Raw genomic sequence first — 16846 nt, 5'->3', positions numbered from 1 at the left:
AGCATTATCGCATAGAGGCGCGCTTAGAGTAAGGTATAACCATGGCGGATTGTCTTATTAAAACAAATCAGAGCGGTAATTGGGGAAGCTACGTCACTTATTGACAATCAAACTGCCCAATTACCTATTGTTCAATCACTAAATCGCGATTAAAAGCGCTTTCTTTGAAAGTTTCTCCACATAGCAACTGTTATAACTATTAATAGAGCTGAAACTACAATCAATACATTAAAATTAAGTGTGTGGTTTTCGCGGGGCGTGACTAGCAAACTTGCAATAGTGCCGCCAGAGGCTATCGCAAAGTGCTGTATCGCATTTTGCAGACTGATAAAGGTACTGCGCTCTTCTGCGTGAAGTGAGGTTATAAGTTCTGTCACTAAGATCATAGAGCGGGTAGCGCTTGCAATCACAAACAGGGTAAAAAGTCCGGCTGCAAAAATAACTGAACTTATCGTAAAACCAAACAAGGCTGCCAATATCATCAAGCCACTAAGAAAGTAAATTAAGTATGAGGTTGTGTGATTGTTTAGCTTACTTCGAGCGTATAGCTGAACTGCAACAAACGAACACACACCACTAAATAAGTAGCTCGCGCTTAGCATCGAGCTTGAGATGTTTAAGTTGGTAATTAGCATCACCGGAAATTGAGTTGAAACTGCAAATGTACTTAGCACCACAAAAAATGCGATGAATAGCGCGTATTTAAGAGTTTTGGTCGGGTTAAATGCGTTGCTTGGCATTGGGTTGCTATCGATGCTTTGCGAAGCTTGCTTTATGTTTAAGAGAAATATAAATGTAAATAATAGCACTGTAATGGCTAAGCCACTTCCCAGTATCATGAACCCCAACTGCCAGCCTTGATTTGCTGTGATAAATAATAGCGCAGGGATCCCAATTGCCAAGGCGAGTGGAAAAGCACTCAACAGTATCGCGGTGTCTTTTTTCTTGTCGTTTTCATGGCTTAGCTGAATCACCAAGTTGAGATTGAGTACTACCAGTGCGCCGCCACCAATACCAGTCAATGCACGTACGAAAAGCAGGGTATAAAAACTTTCGAGTGCTGAAGTAAGTAAGGTTAACAATGTGGTTGCTGACAGAAAAATAAAGACTTTGTATTTCTCCTTTGAAAGGTTGCCTGTACCGCGCACACATAAACAAGTGAAAGCAGCGGCAATTGCATAAGCTGAAACGAGTAGTCCCGAATTTGATGGGTTGGTACCTGAGCTTAGCGCCATATCCGCGCTAAAGGGTACAATGATTAATGCATCTAACGCGACTAAAAAGTGGATGACAAAACATAACCCAAATTTTGCTTTTGGGCTTGCTAAGGTGGTCATTGAAGCTGAAAACATAGACATCCTTAATTGATATAAACAAAGAAGCCTTGATTGTATTAGCCTTAATTAGGTAATAAAGTGTCTATTATTGAATTGATAAACCCATATGTTGGGCTAATAAAATGATTGATCAGATTGACCCTCAGTGGCTTAACAGTTTCCACTGTGTTTATGAATGCTTAAGCTTCAAACAAGCGGCAGAGTTTCTGGATATACCAACCTCCAACGTAAGTCGTCATATTGCACTACTTGAAGAAAAGCTTGATGCAAGATTGTTGGAACGAACGACAAGGCGGATCTCAGTGACAGAAGCGGGTGAGCAGCTTTATGTGAGTACAAAGCCGTTAATCGATTCGCTGTCGGATGCGTTGCAAGAAGTAAATAAACATGCCTCTACGCCAATGGGGCATTTGCGTATAGTGATGCCCGACATCCCCATTCTTGGTCAAGCAGTGGTAACCTTTTGCGCTGCACATCCATTAATTTCAATAAGTTGTGATACCAGCCTGAGTCCAAGAGAAAATCTCTTAGATGGCTTTGATGTCGTGCTTTACTTTCATCGTGGCAAGCTTGAGGATAGCAATTGGGTGGTTAAAGAGCTGGCTCGATTACCAAGCGTCGTAGTGGCAGCACCCAGCTTGCTAGAAAAGCATACTTCGCCGTATAGATTAGCAGATTTACAATCTCTACCTTGTATTTCAACCCTTACCGCAGTAAACGGTACACCTTGGATATTTACTAACAATGAAAGAAGATTAACGACGGTGAATGTTAAATCAAACTTTAGGGTAAACAGTGGGTTTATAGCTAAGTCTGCCGCGCTTTCAGGGGTTGGATTTGCTATCTTGCCACTGAACTCCTGTAAAGCAGAAATTGAGTCAGGCGCGCTGGTACCACTTAAATTAGAGCAGCAACCGGAAGACCTTGTACTTTATGCGTTCTATGCTGGCCGTAAACATCTGGCCAAAAAAATATCAGCGTTTTTGGCACATTTAGAACGCGCGCTACAATGACTATCTTTTGATTTCTACTTTAGGCCAAATCACCATTGATCGAATCTAGTAACTCAATAAGTGCTTGTGCTTTTTGCTCGTCGATACTTGGAAATTTACAGCGGATCTGCTCAGGAATTGTGGCAGCTTGATGTTGCAGATCTTGACCCCTACTTTGTAGTTTTACCACTCGTTTGCGCTTATCTTTTTCGTCTTTAACGATTGAAAGCAGGGCTTTGTCAGTCATTTTCTTTAATATTTGTGTCATAGCACCGCCATCGATGGCGGTTTTCTCTAGTAACTCAGCAATGCTGATTTCATCTTTCTCCCAAAGTGCCATCATCACCACATATTGAGGGTAGGTTAAGTCGAGTTTTTGTAAAGATGCTCGGTAAGCACGGGCAATACCATTGGAAGCCATGTAGAGGCGGTGGCAGATTTGAGCGTCTAGTTTTAATTGTGGGTAGTTCATCACATATTCCTACAAAGTAGCTAAGCTATATTTTAATTTGCACACAAAGTATTTGCAATTCTAAAAAATTGAATCTATTATTTTGCATGCAAAATAATAGATTCAATTGATTTTACTTCATCTAGAGTAAAGCCTCGCTGCGTTAGGGTGTAGGTGAGTACTCTACAAGCACAAACTTAGGAGAACGAAATGAAAGAACTACAAAGTATTGCATATACGGCGAAAGCCACTGCCACAGGTGGCCGAGAAGGTGTGGCAAAGTCTGACGATGGTCGTCTTGATGTTGCGCTTTCGACACCAAAAGGCTTAGGTGGGGATGATGGGCAAGGGACTAATCCGGAGCAATTGTTTGCAGCAGGTTATGCGGCGTGTTTTATTGGCGCATTAAAATTGGTGGCAGGCAAAGCAAAGGTCAAGTTGCCAGAAGACACACATATTAACTCTGAAGTGTCTATAGGGCCAATTGAAGGTGGCTTCGGGATAGCGGTGAAATTGGCGGTATCAGTTGGTGACTTAGACAAAGACACGGCGCAGTCAATCGTTGAAAAAGCTCACGAAGTTTGCCCATATTCAAATGCTACTCGTGGCAACATTGCGGTTGAGCTTTCAGTTATTTAACTAACCTGAGGTTTGGATAAGGAATGAACTAACTAACTGTTTTTTAATCACCTTAAACTATCATCTTACCTAGCCAGAGAGTTTTGAGGATAACAAGGCGAATTTACGTACCAATAGCTAGCTATTGGAAGTGAATTCAACGCAGTTAGCGTTAAAACTGGCTGCTAGAAAGGCATTAATTATCCGAAGCTCAGGTTAACTCACTCAAGTGAGTTAGAGCCAGCGTATTTTGACGCTGGCTTATATGTTTTCTAAGGAGTCGGTAATTTTAAAGCAATGAATATCGCCACCTGTTCTAAAATCAATTCGTTTAACTTGCTCAACGATTTCCACCGTATTATAGCCATTGAGTAAACCAAACATTGCCGCTTGTTGGCCTGAGCCGATGGCATAAGATTGCGCTAAGGGTTCAGATTTACAGGTGCCCCTTTTTACACAACCATACCATACGCCTTTTTTGGGGTGGTATTTAATGAATTCCAAACTCTCAATCGTATCAAATTGATTATTTGAAAAATTGTGCTGCAAATTGTGTATATCGCATGTCTGGCCGGTGCAAAACACTCTCCAACCATGATAATCAAACCACTTTTGGGCGTTATCGGTAACGATGATCTTATCGGTAGTGGTTCTACTATCACAGGCTATTTCTGCTGTTTTAGCGTTATAGACGATGGTTGTCATTCCTTTTGACTCCTATGAAATTACATTCGATGAAACCATGCAACTAGTGCAGGCAAAAATGCTGATGGTATAAAGACTTGAATGCTAATTGAATGTTGCACGAGAAGAAGTTTACCTGAGGTGAATGTCTGCTTTCAGGCTAAGATTATAAGAATTTCACTATGTTATTCAATTGTAACTTAAATGAACTTTATTCAATTATCTAGTCATATAAAATGGGGCGAAATTGACCGTTAACTCAAAATAGTATTTATCACTTCATAAAGCTTTTTCATATCTATCGGTTTTGCGACGCAATTATCAAATCCAAGTTGCTGATAGTTTTCTAAATCTCCCGACATCACGTTGGCTGTAACGGCAATAAGTGGGGTTGTCTTATCTTGTTCTCTGACTTCTGAACATACTTTTAGGCCATCTTTTTTTGGCATCTGAATATCTACAAAAAAGATATCAGGTTTCAATTCGTGATAAAGCTCAATCGCCTCTTCACCATCCTGAGCTATGACAAGATTCGCTTCAGTTGGTTTAATCATGGCGCTAAATATTTTTTGATTAAGTGGATTATCTTCAGCAAGTAGCAGGTTTTTATCCCTCAAAGCGGGTATAGCTTGCAAATCTTGCATGACAGATTGTTCTGGTGCATCGCAGATATCGAGTACGAGTTCAACTGTAAACTCACTGCCAATACCTTCTTTACTTGTCACCGTAACACGGCCGTCCATTAACTCGGCAAGTTGTTTTACAATTGCAAGTCCAAGACCGGTTCCTCCATACTTTCTGGTGGTCGACGAGTCTGCCTGTTGAAATCGATTAAATAACTTCTTTAGCGCGACTTCGGAAATACCGGCGCCCGTATCTATTACACGGATGGAGAGATGTTTACCGCCATCTTGGAGTATAACGGTTACAGAACCGTCACTGGTAAATTTAACGGCATTGGATATTAAATTTCTTAGTATCTGCTTTAAACGCAGCGAATCACCGAGTCGATAAGGATTTGCAAGCTCCTCAGTATGAATAATAAGGTCAATTTGTTTAGCATTGGCAGTATGGACAAACTCTTGTTTTACTTCACTGACAATACTTCTGACATCCACTGTCGCTGATTCCATTTTAAGTTCACCAGCTTCAATTTTAGAGAAATCAAGTAAGTCATTGAGTAAGCTAAGTAATGTTTCTGTGGACGTCATGCCCTGTGCAATAAGCTCTTTGGAATCTGCTGCATTTCTATGGTGCTTCATTAATTGGAATACACCATAAATACCGTTAAGTGGCGTCCTTAATTCATGGCTCATATTTGCCAAAAAGTGACTTTTTGCCCGCTCTGAACTTTGTGCCTTCACTTTTTCACTTTCAAGAGAACCTATCTGCTCCTTAATTTGTTTCGCAAGTTGGTTGAGAGTCACCTGGAGCGTTCTTAGCTCTCTAAATTCAAAATCGCTTGTTGCAGAAACATAATGTCCCTGTTTAAGTCGTTCGCAATGACGCTCAAGTGCGCGCATCGGATTGGTCAAGCGTTTTGCTAATCGGCGTAAATACCAGGTAAGTAATACCACTAGCATCAAGCCGATAAGTACAATGTATAACACCGCGCTTAAAATATCGTTACTGTATACTTCCGCTTCTCGTTGTAGCTGTAAATCAAGTTCAACAAAATCGTCTTTTTGTGAATAAATAGGACTGTGATATACACCTTCAGTGGCATCTGAGGGATGTGTTCCCGCAAGCACAAGGTCTTGACTGGTGAGCCAGATAGAGCCTTTTTCCTGATTGGAACCTAAAAATGGTTCAAGATCGACTTCGAGGAATAGTACACCCGTATATTTATAAGGACGCATTAACGACGATAATTTTTGTCTAAGGGGAATGGCGAGAAACAATTTGGCCTGATCAGACGGTTTTTTTTCAATGCTTTCAACTGGGACAACTAGTTTGTCGATTTTTAATGTGCGTCGCTGTTGCGCGAGGACCTTGTGAGCATGCTCGCTAAATACAGAATTGTTCCAACGTAGGGTATTAAAAGGATATCCCTCTACGGTAAACACGGAGCCATCGTTGATAAACGCAGATTTTACCATGTCGGTATTGTCGACTAAGTTGGTTAGCGCCTTAACCGCGTATTGAGTAAACAGTAGATCGCTCGGTAAGGTAGATAAAATATGGTCTTCACTTAATGGTGCAACTTGATAGATAAGCTCATTGATTTGCGCTTTAAAATCGCTGATAAGACTTGCGCCAGTGCGTTTAACGTCTTCTTGCTCTAGGGTTGCTTTTTGTTGCATTAAGGAAAAGCCAACCATCGCAACCAGTACAACCAGGAAGAGAGAGAATAATGCCGTAATTTTTCTTTTTATTTCATCAACGATGCTGCGATTTGCTTTCATTCTGTCCCGACTTTGTGACGATAAATTGCATATATTGCGTCGTTTCTTCGACACTATACACACCACCTAAATAGCGTGTTAGCCCCTTTAACATGGCTTCCCAAATATAGGCCATAATAGGTTCATTCGGTTGTGGATAGGTTTCATGCAGAGATGCGATCAGTTGAGACAGTGCTTTGTCGTCGCGTTTTATAAGTTCAGCTAAGCTGTCACCGTTTGCAGGCAGCGCGTTGAGCTCATCCCATAGTTTATCTTGTACCTTCTGGCTTTGCATAAAGTCAACAAGCTGCTTTAGATGCGGACTTTTTTTAGATTCTATGCCATTGGCAGGAAAAGCCAGTACATGAGACGATGCGAGAGACATCAGCTGATAATTACCCCATCTCGGTAAAGGCGCGATGGCTAGGTCGTCTTTAAGCTTGTCTTTAAGTTGACGATATGCCCAAATTCCATTCACAAAATAATCGAGCTTGCCGGTCTTAAAACGATTCATTAAGCATTGGTAAACACAATCAGCGTCTATGATGCCGCTGTTGAGAAGTGATTGATAATTGGAAATTGCGAGGCGCATCGCTTTGGTGTCAAGCTGTGGCACGCCTGCCTGAATGAGATTAGGCTGAAGGGCGTTCGCAAACGTCACAAACCAATACATTTCATAAAAATTCCAGCCGAGCGTAGGTTTGTCTGCAACAGTTTGCTGTGCGTAGGTTTGTAAGTCGGTAATAGGGTGTGGCACAAGTGCACGGTTGTAATAGAGTACAAGATGGTTGCCATACATAATTGGTACGCCCTTAAGCTCACCATTGACCTTACTATTCTCAATGACTTTTTGTGTGAGCTTTTTGCTTAACCAAGACTCTGGCACCTGAGAAAATTGCAGTTCTGACAACCCCATATAATCGCTGGGAATAATCACGGCATCCGGTAACTGTAGGGCATCTGCATACAACAATAACTCGCTTTTCAACTGATTGTTGTTAAAAGCAAGAATATTAACTTTAATACCCGTTTTTGCACTAAACTCTTCAAACAATGGCTGAAAATCAAAGTTTTCAAGTCCTACCGCGACATCTATCTCTGGCGGTTCACTTGCACGGGCATTTACTGGGTTATAAACCAAAAGAAGTAACATGAACACCAAATAGAGCATTTTACGCGGCATATCAATACGCTTCCTTTACGGGCCTAAAAGGCATGTTAATGTTGCTCAGCATTGGGCGTTTCTTATATAAAATTAATCGGATGTGCTTGTTATTGTAGACCAAATTTTTCTGTTTTAAATTATTTTCAGAATGACAAATTCAATTTATTAGACAATTCAATTCTATTTCAGTCGTGAATAATTCACTAAAACACGATAAAATAACAGCCAAATAAGAATGATGAGTACGTCCTTGCTATGAAAAAAGGGTTTATGCTGGTCTGCGATGGCAGCAATGGCGCTGGAAAAACAACGGTTATTACCGGATTGGAAGCGCATTTAAAACAACGCGGTATTGAAGTTGTGATGACTCGTGAACCCGGTGGAACAGAGATCTCAGAGAAGATAAGAGAAATCATTCTAGATCCCTCAACCCCCGAAATGGCAGACATGACGGAACTTATGTTGTTTGGGGCTGCGCGTGCTCAGCACGTTCGTGAAAAAATTATTCCAGCACTTGAGCAAGGCAAAGTCGTTATTTCTGATCGATTTGACGCTGCAACATTTAGTTTTCAACATTATGCAAGAGGGCTAGATCTTGCCACCATCACAACCATTAATCAGCTTGCGCTCGGCGGCTTTCGTCCAGACATGAATTTGATTTTGGACTTGGATCCTGAAGAGGGCTTAAAGCGAGTCAAATCGCGAGGTGAGGGGCTAGATAGACTCGAGGATGAAAAGCAACAATTTTTGCAGCGCGCACGTGAGGGTTATCTCGTTCAAGCGAAAAATGACCCTGAACGATTTACTGTGATTGATGCCAGTCAAAGTAAAGCACAAGTACTTGAGCAAAGTATTGAACTGCTTGATAGCTTGATAGCCACACACCTTACAGTGGAAGGCAATGAATAATTTGCTTCCAAGTTGGCACAGTGGCGCTCTAAGTTATCTTGCTCGAGCACAGCAAAACGGTCGTTTGCACCATGCTCAGCTGTTATCGGGTAAAAAAGGCGTGGGGAAATCTCTGCTTGCGGCGCACTTGGCAGATGCACTTTTATGCTTACATCCACAAAATCTCACTGCCTGTGGGCAATGTAAGCCGTGTAACTTGAACTTAGCTGGTAATCACCCAGATAGACTGAGTGTAGTGCCTGAGGGAAAATCAATCGGGGTGGACGAAATTCGAGAGATTACGCATTTCTTGAACCATTCAGCGCAGCAAGGTGGCAATAAAGTCGCGTTGATTGAACACGCGCATTTGATGACCCATTCAGCCGCTAATGCGCTGTTAAAAACACTTGAAGAGCCAAATGCTAATCGTTATTTGGTCGTTACCAGCGATGATGACAGTAAGTTACCTGCCACCATTTTGAGCCGTTGTAATAAAGTGGCGATCCACTCGCCCAATCAAGCAGAGGCCGCGCAGTGGCTGGCAGCTAAAAATGTCGCTTGTGATTTCCCTTGGTTTGATGAATTTTCTCTACAGCCATTTATTATCGAAGCGTGGCAACAAGAAGGTGCGCTTGACGATGTGACTGCGCTTTATCATGCAGCGAATCAATTAACAGTAGAGAGTGCGCAAACGGTTGAAAAAACTTTGTTAAAGCACAGCGCAATGAGTGATGTATTCGCCCGTTTTTTGCTCAACCGTTTAAAAGGGGCGATGACACAAGGGAATGGTTTGAGTTTTAACCAGTATCAAGACTTAGTGAGCTTGATACATCGGTTTATGTACGAACAGAAAAATGTGTTAGGGTTAAATCAAAACCTTAGCATTTCTAATTTACTTTTTGCCTTACAAAAACAGCTATAAAGAGGTGGCGCATGCAAGAGTTACTTGCGGATTTTGAAGATTTAGATGAGCTATATCGTTGTTATATGCCATTTCTGAAATCCGGTGGCATATTTATCAAGTCCAATGCCCATTTTGATATGGGGCAAGAATTAAAGCTCAGAGTTACCTTGCCTGACGCTCTAGAGGCGGACGAAGTCAACGCTGTGGTTGCTTGGTTAACACCGCAAGGTGCACAAAATTCTAATCCTTCGGGTGTTGGTGTTGCGTTTGTCGACGCACCAGCTCTGAACGATAAAATAAATAAGCTTTTGGGTGCGACTTTGCATTCAGATAAACCAACTTACACCATGTAGAGCCAGTATGATTGTAGACTCTCACTGTCATTTAGATAGACTCGATTTTGAAAAGTTAGGCCTAAGCCTTGAAGAAGTACTCAGCAACGCGAGACAAAAACAAGTAGAACACTTTTTATGCGTTAGCGTGACGCTAGACCAATTTCCATCGATGTTAGAAAAAATAGCCCATTTTGATGATGTTTCTGCATCTTGTGGGGTACATCCACTGGATCAAAAAGATAAACTGGATGTTGAAAGGCTAGTGCAATTGGCGAGTAATGATAAAGTCGTTGCTATTGGTGAAACGGGATTAGATTATTATTATTCAAAAGATACGCATCAGGTACAGCAAGAAAGCTTTGCCGGACACATCGACGTGGCTAATCAGCTGCAAAAACCACTGATCATTCATACTCGTGATGCAAAAGCGGATACAATAGACATCATGCGAGCCCACAATGCGCAAAATTGCGGTGGCGTGTTGCACTGTTTCACCGAAGATTGGCCGATGGCAAAGCAGGCAATAGACCTTGGTTTTTACATTTCAATCTCAGGTATTGTGACGTTTAAAAATGCGACGGCGCTTCAGGAAGTCGTTAAGCAAATCCCTATGGACCGATTGCTGATTGAAACCGACTCACCTTATCTTGCACCGGTACCGCATCGTGGTAAAACTAACCAGCCTGCTTATGTACAAGACGTTGCATATTATATTGCTGACTTAAAAGGAGTGAGCTACAAAACGCTTGCAGAGCAAACCACGAATAACTTTTACTCTTTATTTAATTTGGTGAAACGCCAAGATGGTAGCACAACTTAATCAGCTACCTCAGGTGTTGATGGGCCCGCTGGTTCGCCGAGCTGAGCAGAATAAAATTTGTATTCAGGTTGTTACTTGTGAAGCCGTGGACATTTCGGCTTCGCTATTGGCCCATCAAAGTCGATGTGAGGTTGAGACGTTTCAGCTCGGTGCAGCCTGCTTTTTGCATTTTTTGATGATATGCAGCGAGAAGGCTCTGCCAACAGCGCAGCTGCTCGAGTATCAAGTGCTTATTAACGGTGCCGCGTATAAGCCAGATTATCTGCGTTATGGAGAAGAGCTTAGCTTTGCGATACCTGCTTTGCTCAAGCAAATATTACATGGCTCATGCCGTAACCCGCATCACCACGCAAAAGACAGTCTACATACTGCAGATCAGTGGCAAGAGCAGCAACGCGAACTCGGTGAGCTAGGCGCTGACTTGTGTATTTTTTCTGGCGATCAGATCTATGCAGATGATGTTGCCGGCGCCATGTTGTTGGCTATTCACCAACTTATAGCGCGATTGGGTTTGTTTAAAGAAACGAAATTGCCAATGCACTTACCAGCTGATCAACAAGCTCAGCTTTACCATCGTCACTTATATTTACCAAAGACGCCATGGCAGGAGCGCTCAAAGTTTTCACCAGGCTATTGGTTTCGAAAGGATGAACCGCACTTTTCTAGTGTTAAGGCCTTTAATCACCTAATTTTCTTCGAAGAGTTTGTCGCCTGTTACCTGTTAAACTTCTCTCATCTTGCTTGGCAGTTGGTTAACTTTGATGCGCTTCATTATGATGGTGGTAACGACAAAGTTAGGCGAATATTTGAGTCCGAACTTGACGCCTTAAAAGGCTTTGTTGAAACGTTGCCTAGCGCTGAGCGGTTGTGTGCGAACGTGCCTGTACTAATGATGTTTGACGACCATGATGTGACCGATGACTGGAACTTGACGGCTAAATGGGAACAGGCAATTGCGAACCATAAAGTGAGTCGACGCATTATCAGTAATGGCATCATTAGCTATTGGCTGTTTCAAGGCATTGGTAATGATGCGTTTGAGTATAGCGGGGCGCTGACATCAGCTTTTAATTCAAGCCTGATTGACAACGAATGGCACTTTTCGGCGTTTGACAAACAAGTTCGTCGATTCACACACTGGCATTATTGTTTAGATACGTTTCCAAAAGTGGTGGTGCTAGATACTCGTACACATCGGTGGCGTAATGAACAGGATTTCAATGAACCAAGTGGTTTACTCGACTGGGAAATGTTGATGGAGCTGCAAGATACGCTCATCGACCATAGTGCGGTATTGATGGTAAGCCCAGCGCCAGTATTTGGGGTAAAGGCAATCGAAACCATACAAGCTGTATTTAATGCTTGTGGTGAGCCGTTGATGGTGGATGTGGAAAATTGGATGGCACATGAAGGGGCCGCGAAAAAGCTAATTGAAATTTTTAAGCGTCCAGATACACCTAAAGAAACCATTATACTCTCAGGCGATGTACATTATTCGTTTTGCTTTTCGGTTCAGGCTCGTTTTGGTCGTCATGATAACCGCATTTGGCAGCTAACCGCATCAGGGATAAAAAACGAATTTCCAAAGCCGCTTATCAATATTTTAGATAAGATGGACACGATTTTGTATGCCAAATATAGTCCTCTGAATCTCTTTACTAAACGCTGGCAGCTATCGGTAAGTAAGCACCCTTCATCGCTAAAAAAACATGGCTATTTGGTGTCAGACTCTGCGATTAGTTTAGTAACGCTTGAAAACGGCTTGCTAGAGAAGTATGAGCTACTGCACGGCACGGGGATCCACAGTCATTTTGAGTTATAAGCCTTGGTAATAGATTTTAGAATTGAATAAACCGATTTTAGTTATTTGTAGCTTAGCTCTGTAGCGCATGTATGCGCTAAACTTGTCAAAAAACACATGCTCTTTTTCGCTTTTGCTATAGTTAATATAATGCGGGCTAACATCTCGACTATATGACTCTACTCAAGCGCATGTCTCTGTTCGTTGTACCATACAGCACACTGAAATGGTTTTGTGTGTTGCTGCTGTTGTTATTACCGAGTTTTCCTTGTGCCGCCAGTTTTCCCGAATTTAGCGATACGGCGCAGGTTATGCGACGCTATGACTATAATTCTGGCCTCAGTCAGGTCACTATCACTGCCATTGCGCAAGATCAACTCGGGTACATTTGGGTTGGCACACAGTCTGGCCTAAATCGTTTTGATGGTCATGATTTTGTTCAATTTGAAGTAAAGCAGAACTCCAAACATCATCTCTCTGGTGGTTTTATTACCTCACTATGCCACAGTGGCAAATATATCTGGGTTGGAACAAGTACTGGGCTTAGCATTTACGATACTGAAGCGGGGACCTTTCGCTCTATCTTAGCGGCGCAGAATGAGGCGGTTAGCTCCGATAGAGTTAAAAAAGTGGCATGTTATGGTGAATCAGTGACAGTATCAACAGAAGAGGGCGATGCTTACCGAGTTAACTACCAAACCTTAATGCCTGAAAAACTTTATTTAACTGGTAAATTTGTTCGTGAAGTCCAAGAAACAAGGGATGCATTTGTTTACCTCAATGCAGATGGCCTAGTCAGTCAGCCAAAAGACAAAGTAGGTGCGAACGTTCTGTTGGAAGGTGAGTTTAAAACACTGTCGCTTTCCCACGGAAGGATATTCGTGGTTGATTCGGATGATAAAATCATTAGTTTCGACACTCAGTTCAATAAAGTGCAATGGCAAAAGTCGGTCAGTGCGAAAGTAAACCTCAGCATTCACCAAATTAAAGTAAGGGCGAATGAGATACTCGTTGCTTCCAATACAGGAGTGTTTATTTTAGATCTGCAAGGTAGTATCAAGCGGCATTGGTATCGCCGTGCAGAACAATATGATGGTCTACAAGATAACAATGTACTTAGTGTTCAACGAGATAGAAACGGCGATTTATGGATAGGGACGGAGTCACAGGGGCTGCACTTTTTTAGTCAGCTGAGCGAATCGTTTGGTCACGTTGGTGAACAAAACTTTCCGCATGCTCCTTTGGGGCATCCTGATGTTAGGAATTTCGCACTAGACAGTAGCGAGCGTTTTTGGATAGGTACGTCATCGGGTTTATATATTTATCAAAAATCGAGCTTTATCGAAGCACATCGAATTTTCCCGAGTTTATCTGCAATCAAAGGGAGCTTTATCACGCAAGTAAAGATCTATGATGATACCTTGTGGGTAACAACAAGAGGTGATGGCGTTGTTAGGTATGCTTTAACCCAAGGGGAATACAGCCATTTGATGCCCAACTCGAATAATGGTCCAGAGCTTAGCTTTAATGATGTTATCGAATACCAATCACAGATTTTGGTAAGTTCCAGAACGCTAGGCCTAATGAGATACGACGTGGAGTCTAAAACCCTAGTGCAGTTTTTCGAAAATCGTTCAGATGCACCTTCACATGTATCTTCATTTAAAGTTGTTGGGCAAGATTTATGGTTTGGCACTATAGGTGAGGGGTTGTTCAAGTTTAGTAAAGGCCAGCTCCATAATCTGACTACGCAGGATGGCTTAAAGTCGAATTTAGTTTTTATGATAGATGAAGACCCGTGGCAACGTATCTGGGTTGCAAGTGAAGCGGGCATTAGTTTAGTTGATAAGCAAATGAAAGTTGTCCGAACCATAGGAGAGCAAGAAGGACTAGGAAACCAAGCCGTGTGGGGGCTGGTTTATGATGACTATGAATATATGTGGCTTGGCACCAGTGGTGGACTGTCGCGCATTAATGTAATGGATTTTGCGATTGATAATTTTCTTCCAATTGACGGCGTACAAGCGCACGAATTCAACTACAATGCCGCATGGAAAGCCCCTGACGGCCGAATTTTTATGGGTGGAGCCAAAGGATTTAATCAGTTCTTCCCCCAGAATGTATCAATTTCAAATACCGCGCGGCCTATTTTAGTTTCCACAATCGAATTACTGGGCGAGCCTTTACAGCCAAGTCTCGATGGGATCCTCTCTGTTGCGCCAGAGCTTGCGGGCTCATTACGATTACGCTATGACCAAAATATCATATCGTTGCAATATTCAAGTCTAGACTTTGGCTCTGAGAAGCTGAGCTTTTATTACCGTATTAAAGGACTAAGCGACAAGTGGCTGAAACTTGCAAATGGAGCAAGGCAAATAAATTTACTCCAGCTTGAGCCTGGCACCTATCGAGTAGAAACCTATACCGTTAATCGCTTTAATATGCAGTCGCCCGTTCATGAATTTAGCATTTATATTGCCGCGCCAATTTGGTGGAATGCTTACTCGAAAACCCTTTACACCTTAGTCATTGTGCTGATCATCGCTGCATTTGTTCGAGCGAGACAGCGGCGTTATCAACAAGTACTGCGGGATAATCAGAAAATGTCTGCGCTACAAGAGCGGTTGGAGTTGTCGTTGTGGGCGAGTGGTGACGAACTTTGGGACTGGCATGTTGAGTCGGGTAAAATTTATCGCTACAGCGTGAATCCAAGGATCGACTTTAGTGATCTCCAAGATAAACTCATCCTCGATGAACTTGACCAGTTTGTACACCCTAAAGATTGTGTGTTACTTGAGGAGCGCTTGCAATCTTGTGTGGACGGCCGTGAAGACGTATATGAATTGTCTATTCGAGTTAAAGATCAACAGGGAGCATGGATCTGGGTATTAGATAGAGGAAAGGTAGTTGCACGAGATGATAATGGTAGAGCAACGCGGATAGCGGGGGCACTGAAAGATATTGCTGATTTGAAAGCACATCAACAAGCCTTGCAGTCGTTAAACGAGCAACTTGAGATAAAAGTTGCGATGCGCACCGATGAGCTATATAAAAAGAATCAAAAACTTGAGCAAGCAATGTTTGAGTTAAAGCAAACGCAAGAAGACTTGATTGAAAGTGAAAAAATGGCTTCTTTAGGTGTTGTGGTTGCGGGGGTTGCGCATGAGATCAATACACCTTTGGGTATTGCGATCACAGCACTTTCTCATAACGAAGATTGTTTATCTGAGTTGGTAGAAAAGCTTGAGAATAAAACCCTTAAGCAAAAAGATTTGGTTTCCTCCATCGATGCACAGCAAGAAGGATATCTGCTGATTAGTCGCAATCTGCAAAGAGCAGAAAGCCTTATTAGTAACTTTAAGCAAGTTGCAGTAGATCAATCCAGTGAGACTGAGCGTGATATTAACCTGCTTGAATATATCAATGACGTATTCGACTCACTTAAGCCATTGGCTAAAAATAAAGAAGTATATTTGTCCATAGATGGGAATGCTGATGTAAATCTCTCCACCTATCCAGGAGCGGTTTATCAAATAATGGCAAACCTATTTAACAACTCCGTTATCCATGGCTTTGAGGGGAGTGCCTCTGGTACGGTTAGCGTGTTAGTCGAGGCGACGGATAGCCACTGGACTATTGTATACTGCGACAATGGTGTCGGCATGGACGAAGCAATGCAAAAGACCTTGTTTGAGCCATTTGTAACCACAAAACGTAATCAAGGCGGATGCGGATTAGGCATGCATATTGTTTATAATTTGGTAACGCAACTTTTAAAAGGCGAGATCCGCTGTAAAACGGCGAAATTACAAGGTGTCGAAATTACGATAAAAGTACCGTTTAGGAAAATAGCGGTCGAAAATTAACTTAGGTGAATTACAGTTAGCTAACAGCCTGTGACAATGCTTCTTTTAGGAGTTTGTCATGTTCTTATTATCTCAAGTTTTGGTTACCCTTGCTGTTTTACTCGATCTCGCCTCATTTCAATTTATGAAACGCCAGCAGGTGTTATTGGCACTAAGCTTGTCGACTGCACTCACTGCAATTCACTTCTATCTACTTGATGCTATGGCTGGTGCTTTGCTTATGGCGGTTGCTAGCCTCAGATATCTGGTGTTTATCAAGTCGCAGTCAAAGCGCTTGCTTATCGGCTTTCTACTACTCAATACAGTGCCACCTTTAGTACAATTAAATGCAAATTACGAACTTTATGCTGTTATTGGTAGTGTTTTATTGACATTTGGTGCATTTATTCGCAAGCAAGTGGTATTTCGGTGTGTGATGATGTTAGGTACGGTGTGTTGGCTGATACATAATTGTTATATCGGCTCTCCCATGGCGATTGTGTTAGAAAGTACTTTTTTGGTGAGTAATTTGATTGGGTTATGGCGAGTTTATATGAAGCGTAAAGCGAGTAAGTTAAAGGCTGGGTTGAAGTAGATTCAATTTTACTGGAATGGGCACTAA

General features: G+C 42.1%; 14 protein-coding genes. 9 read left to right on the top strand and 5 right to left on the bottom strand.

All coding sequences use genetic code 11. The features are described 5' to 3' along the window. Positions 1-149: 149 nt before the first annotated feature. A complete protein-coding gene (locus tag L1271_RS07395) occupies positions 150-1352 on the bottom strand; it encodes an MFS transporter (protein ID WP_174168935.1) in 1203 nt (400 codons plus the stop codon). A 107-nt stretch (positions 1353-1459) separates the two neighbouring features. On the opposite strand from L1271_RS07395, the gene L1271_RS07390 reads away from it, so the two are divergent. Further along, positions 1460-2350, top strand: a complete 891-nt coding sequence (locus L1271_RS07390) for a LysR family transcriptional regulator (protein WP_010604665.1) — start codon at positions 1460-1462, stop codon at positions 2348-2350. 19 nt (positions 2351-2369) lie between these two features. Here L1271_RS07390 and L1271_RS07385 read toward each other — a convergent pair whose 3' ends face one another. Beyond that, positions 2370-2801, bottom strand: a complete 432-nt coding sequence (locus L1271_RS07385; protein ID WP_102056734.1) for a MarR family winged helix-turn-helix transcriptional regulator — start codon at positions 2799-2801, stop codon at positions 2370-2372. A 189-nt stretch (positions 2802-2990) separates the two neighbouring features. On the opposite strand from L1271_RS07385, the gene L1271_RS07380 reads away from it, so the two are divergent. Continuing rightward, positions 2991-3419: an organic hydroperoxide resistance protein gene (locus tag L1271_RS07380; protein WP_235367475.1), complete on the top strand. Its 429-nt coding sequence runs from the start codon at positions 2991-2993 to the stop codon at positions 3417-3419. Positions 3420-3659: 240 nt separating this feature from the next. Here L1271_RS07380 and L1271_RS07375 read toward each other — a convergent pair whose 3' ends face one another. The 3 genes from L1271_RS07375 to L1271_RS07365 form a co-directional block, all read right to left on the bottom strand. Next, positions 3660-4103, bottom strand: a complete 444-nt coding sequence (locus L1271_RS07375) for a hypothetical protein (RefSeq protein WP_010604668.1) — start codon at positions 4101-4103, stop codon at positions 3660-3662. Positions 4104-4336: 233 nt separating this feature from the next. After that, entirely contained in the window at positions 4337-6487 is a 2151-nt protein-coding gene (locus L1271_RS07370) for an ATP-binding protein (protein ID WP_102056735.1), read from the bottom strand. Then, positions 6462-7649, bottom strand: coding sequence for a sugar ABC transporter substrate-binding protein (locus L1271_RS07365; protein WP_010604670.1), 1188 nt, complete (start codon positions 7647-7649; stop codon positions 6462-6464). Before L1271_RS07365 ends, L1271_RS07370 begins: the two co-directional genes overlap by 26 nt. 237 nt (positions 7650-7886) lie before the next feature. On the opposite strand from L1271_RS07365, the gene tmk reads away from it, so the two are divergent. From tmk to L1271_RS07330, 7 genes are all read left to right on the top strand, one after another. Continuing rightward, complete coding sequence (gene tmk / locus L1271_RS07360; RefSeq protein ID WP_010604671.1) at positions 7887-8540, top strand: dTMP kinase; 654 nt, start codon at positions 7887-7889, stop codon at positions 8538-8540. Further along, a complete protein-coding gene (gene holB, locus L1271_RS07355; RefSeq protein WP_235367474.1) occupies positions 8533-9441 on the top strand; it encodes a DNA polymerase III subunit delta' in 909 nt (302 codons plus the stop codon). The genes tmk and holB overlap by 8 nt, the downstream gene beginning before the upstream one ends. A gap of 11 nt (positions 9442-9452) precedes the next feature. Further along, positions 9453-9776: a PilZ domain-containing protein gene (locus tag L1271_RS07350; protein ID WP_010604673.1), complete on the top strand. Its 324-nt coding sequence runs from the start codon at positions 9453-9455 to the stop codon at positions 9774-9776. Positions 9777-9783: 7 nt separating this feature from the next. Further along, entirely contained in the window at positions 9784-10578 is a 795-nt protein-coding gene (locus tag L1271_RS07345) for a TatD family hydrolase (protein ID WP_235367473.1), read from the top strand. After that, positions 10562-12400, top strand: coding sequence for an alkaline phosphatase D family protein (locus L1271_RS07340; protein ID WP_235367472.1), 1839 nt, complete (start codon positions 10562-10564; stop codon positions 12398-12400). The genes L1271_RS07345 and L1271_RS07340 overlap by 17 nt, the downstream gene beginning before the upstream one ends. A 215-nt stretch (positions 12401-12615) precedes the next feature. Further along, entirely contained in the window at positions 12616-16245 is a 3630-nt protein-coding gene (locus L1271_RS07335; protein WP_442960400.1) for a sensor histidine kinase, read from the top strand. Between the two features lie 58 nt (positions 16246-16303). Next, entirely contained in the window at positions 16304-16819 is a 516-nt protein-coding gene (locus tag L1271_RS07330; RefSeq protein ID WP_235367470.1) for a YgjV family protein, read from the top strand. The last annotated feature ends 27 nt before the right edge of the window (positions 16820-16846 follow it).

The sequence above is a fragment of the Pseudoalteromonas sp. OF5H-5 genome, from assembly GCF_021530695.1.
In the GTDB taxonomy this organism is placed as follows: Bacteria; Pseudomonadota; Gammaproteobacteria; order Enterobacterales; family Alteromonadaceae; genus Pseudoalteromonas.
The sequence above is the reverse complement of the archived record's forward strand: the minus strand, read 5'-3'. Positions and strand labels throughout refer to the sequence as shown.

Coding starts and splice junctions, on each gene's coding strand:
- L1271_RS07370 (WP_102056735.1), bottom strand. CDS start 6,487: ATGAAAGCAAATCGCAGCATCGTTGATGAAATAAAAAGAAAAATTACG.
- L1271_RS07350 (WP_010604673.1), top strand. CDS start 9,453: ATGCAAGAGTTACTTGCGGATTTTGAAGATTTAGATGAGCTATATCGT.
- L1271_RS07330 (WP_235367470.1), top strand. CDS start 16,304: ATGTTCTTATTATCTCAAGTTTTGGTTACCCTTGCTGTTTTACTCGAT.
- L1271_RS07375 (WP_010604668.1), bottom strand. CDS start 4,103: ATGACAACCATCGTCTATAACGCTAAAACAGCAGAAATAGCCTGTGAT.
- L1271_RS07380 (WP_235367475.1), top strand. CDS start 2,991: ATGAAAGAACTACAAAGTATTGCATATACGGCGAAAGCCACTGCCACA.
- tmk (WP_010604671.1), top strand. CDS start 7,887: ATGAAAAAAGGGTTTATGCTGGTCTGCGATGGCAGCAATGGCGCTGGA.
- L1271_RS07390 (WP_010604665.1), top strand. CDS start 1,460: ATGATTGATCAGATTGACCCTCAGTGGCTTAACAGTTTCCACTGTGTT.
- L1271_RS07385 (WP_102056734.1), bottom strand. CDS start 2,801: ATGAACTACCCACAATTAAAACTAGACGCTCAAATCTGCCACCGCCTC.
- holB (WP_235367474.1), top strand. CDS start 8,533: ATGAATAATTTGCTTCCAAGTTGGCACAGTGGCGCTCTAAGTTATCTT.
- L1271_RS07365 (WP_010604670.1), bottom strand. CDS start 7,649: ATGCCGCGTAAAATGCTCTATTTGGTGTTCATGTTACTTCTTTTGGTT.
- L1271_RS07395 (WP_174168935.1), bottom strand. CDS start 1,352: ATGTTTTCAGCTTCAATGACCACCTTAGCAAGCCCAAAAGCAAAATTT.
- L1271_RS07345 (WP_235367473.1), top strand. CDS start 9,784: ATGATTGTAGACTCTCACTGTCATTTAGATAGACTCGATTTTGAAAAG.
- L1271_RS07340 (WP_235367472.1), top strand. CDS start 10,562: ATGGTAGCACAACTTAATCAGCTACCTCAGGTGTTGATGGGCCCGCTG.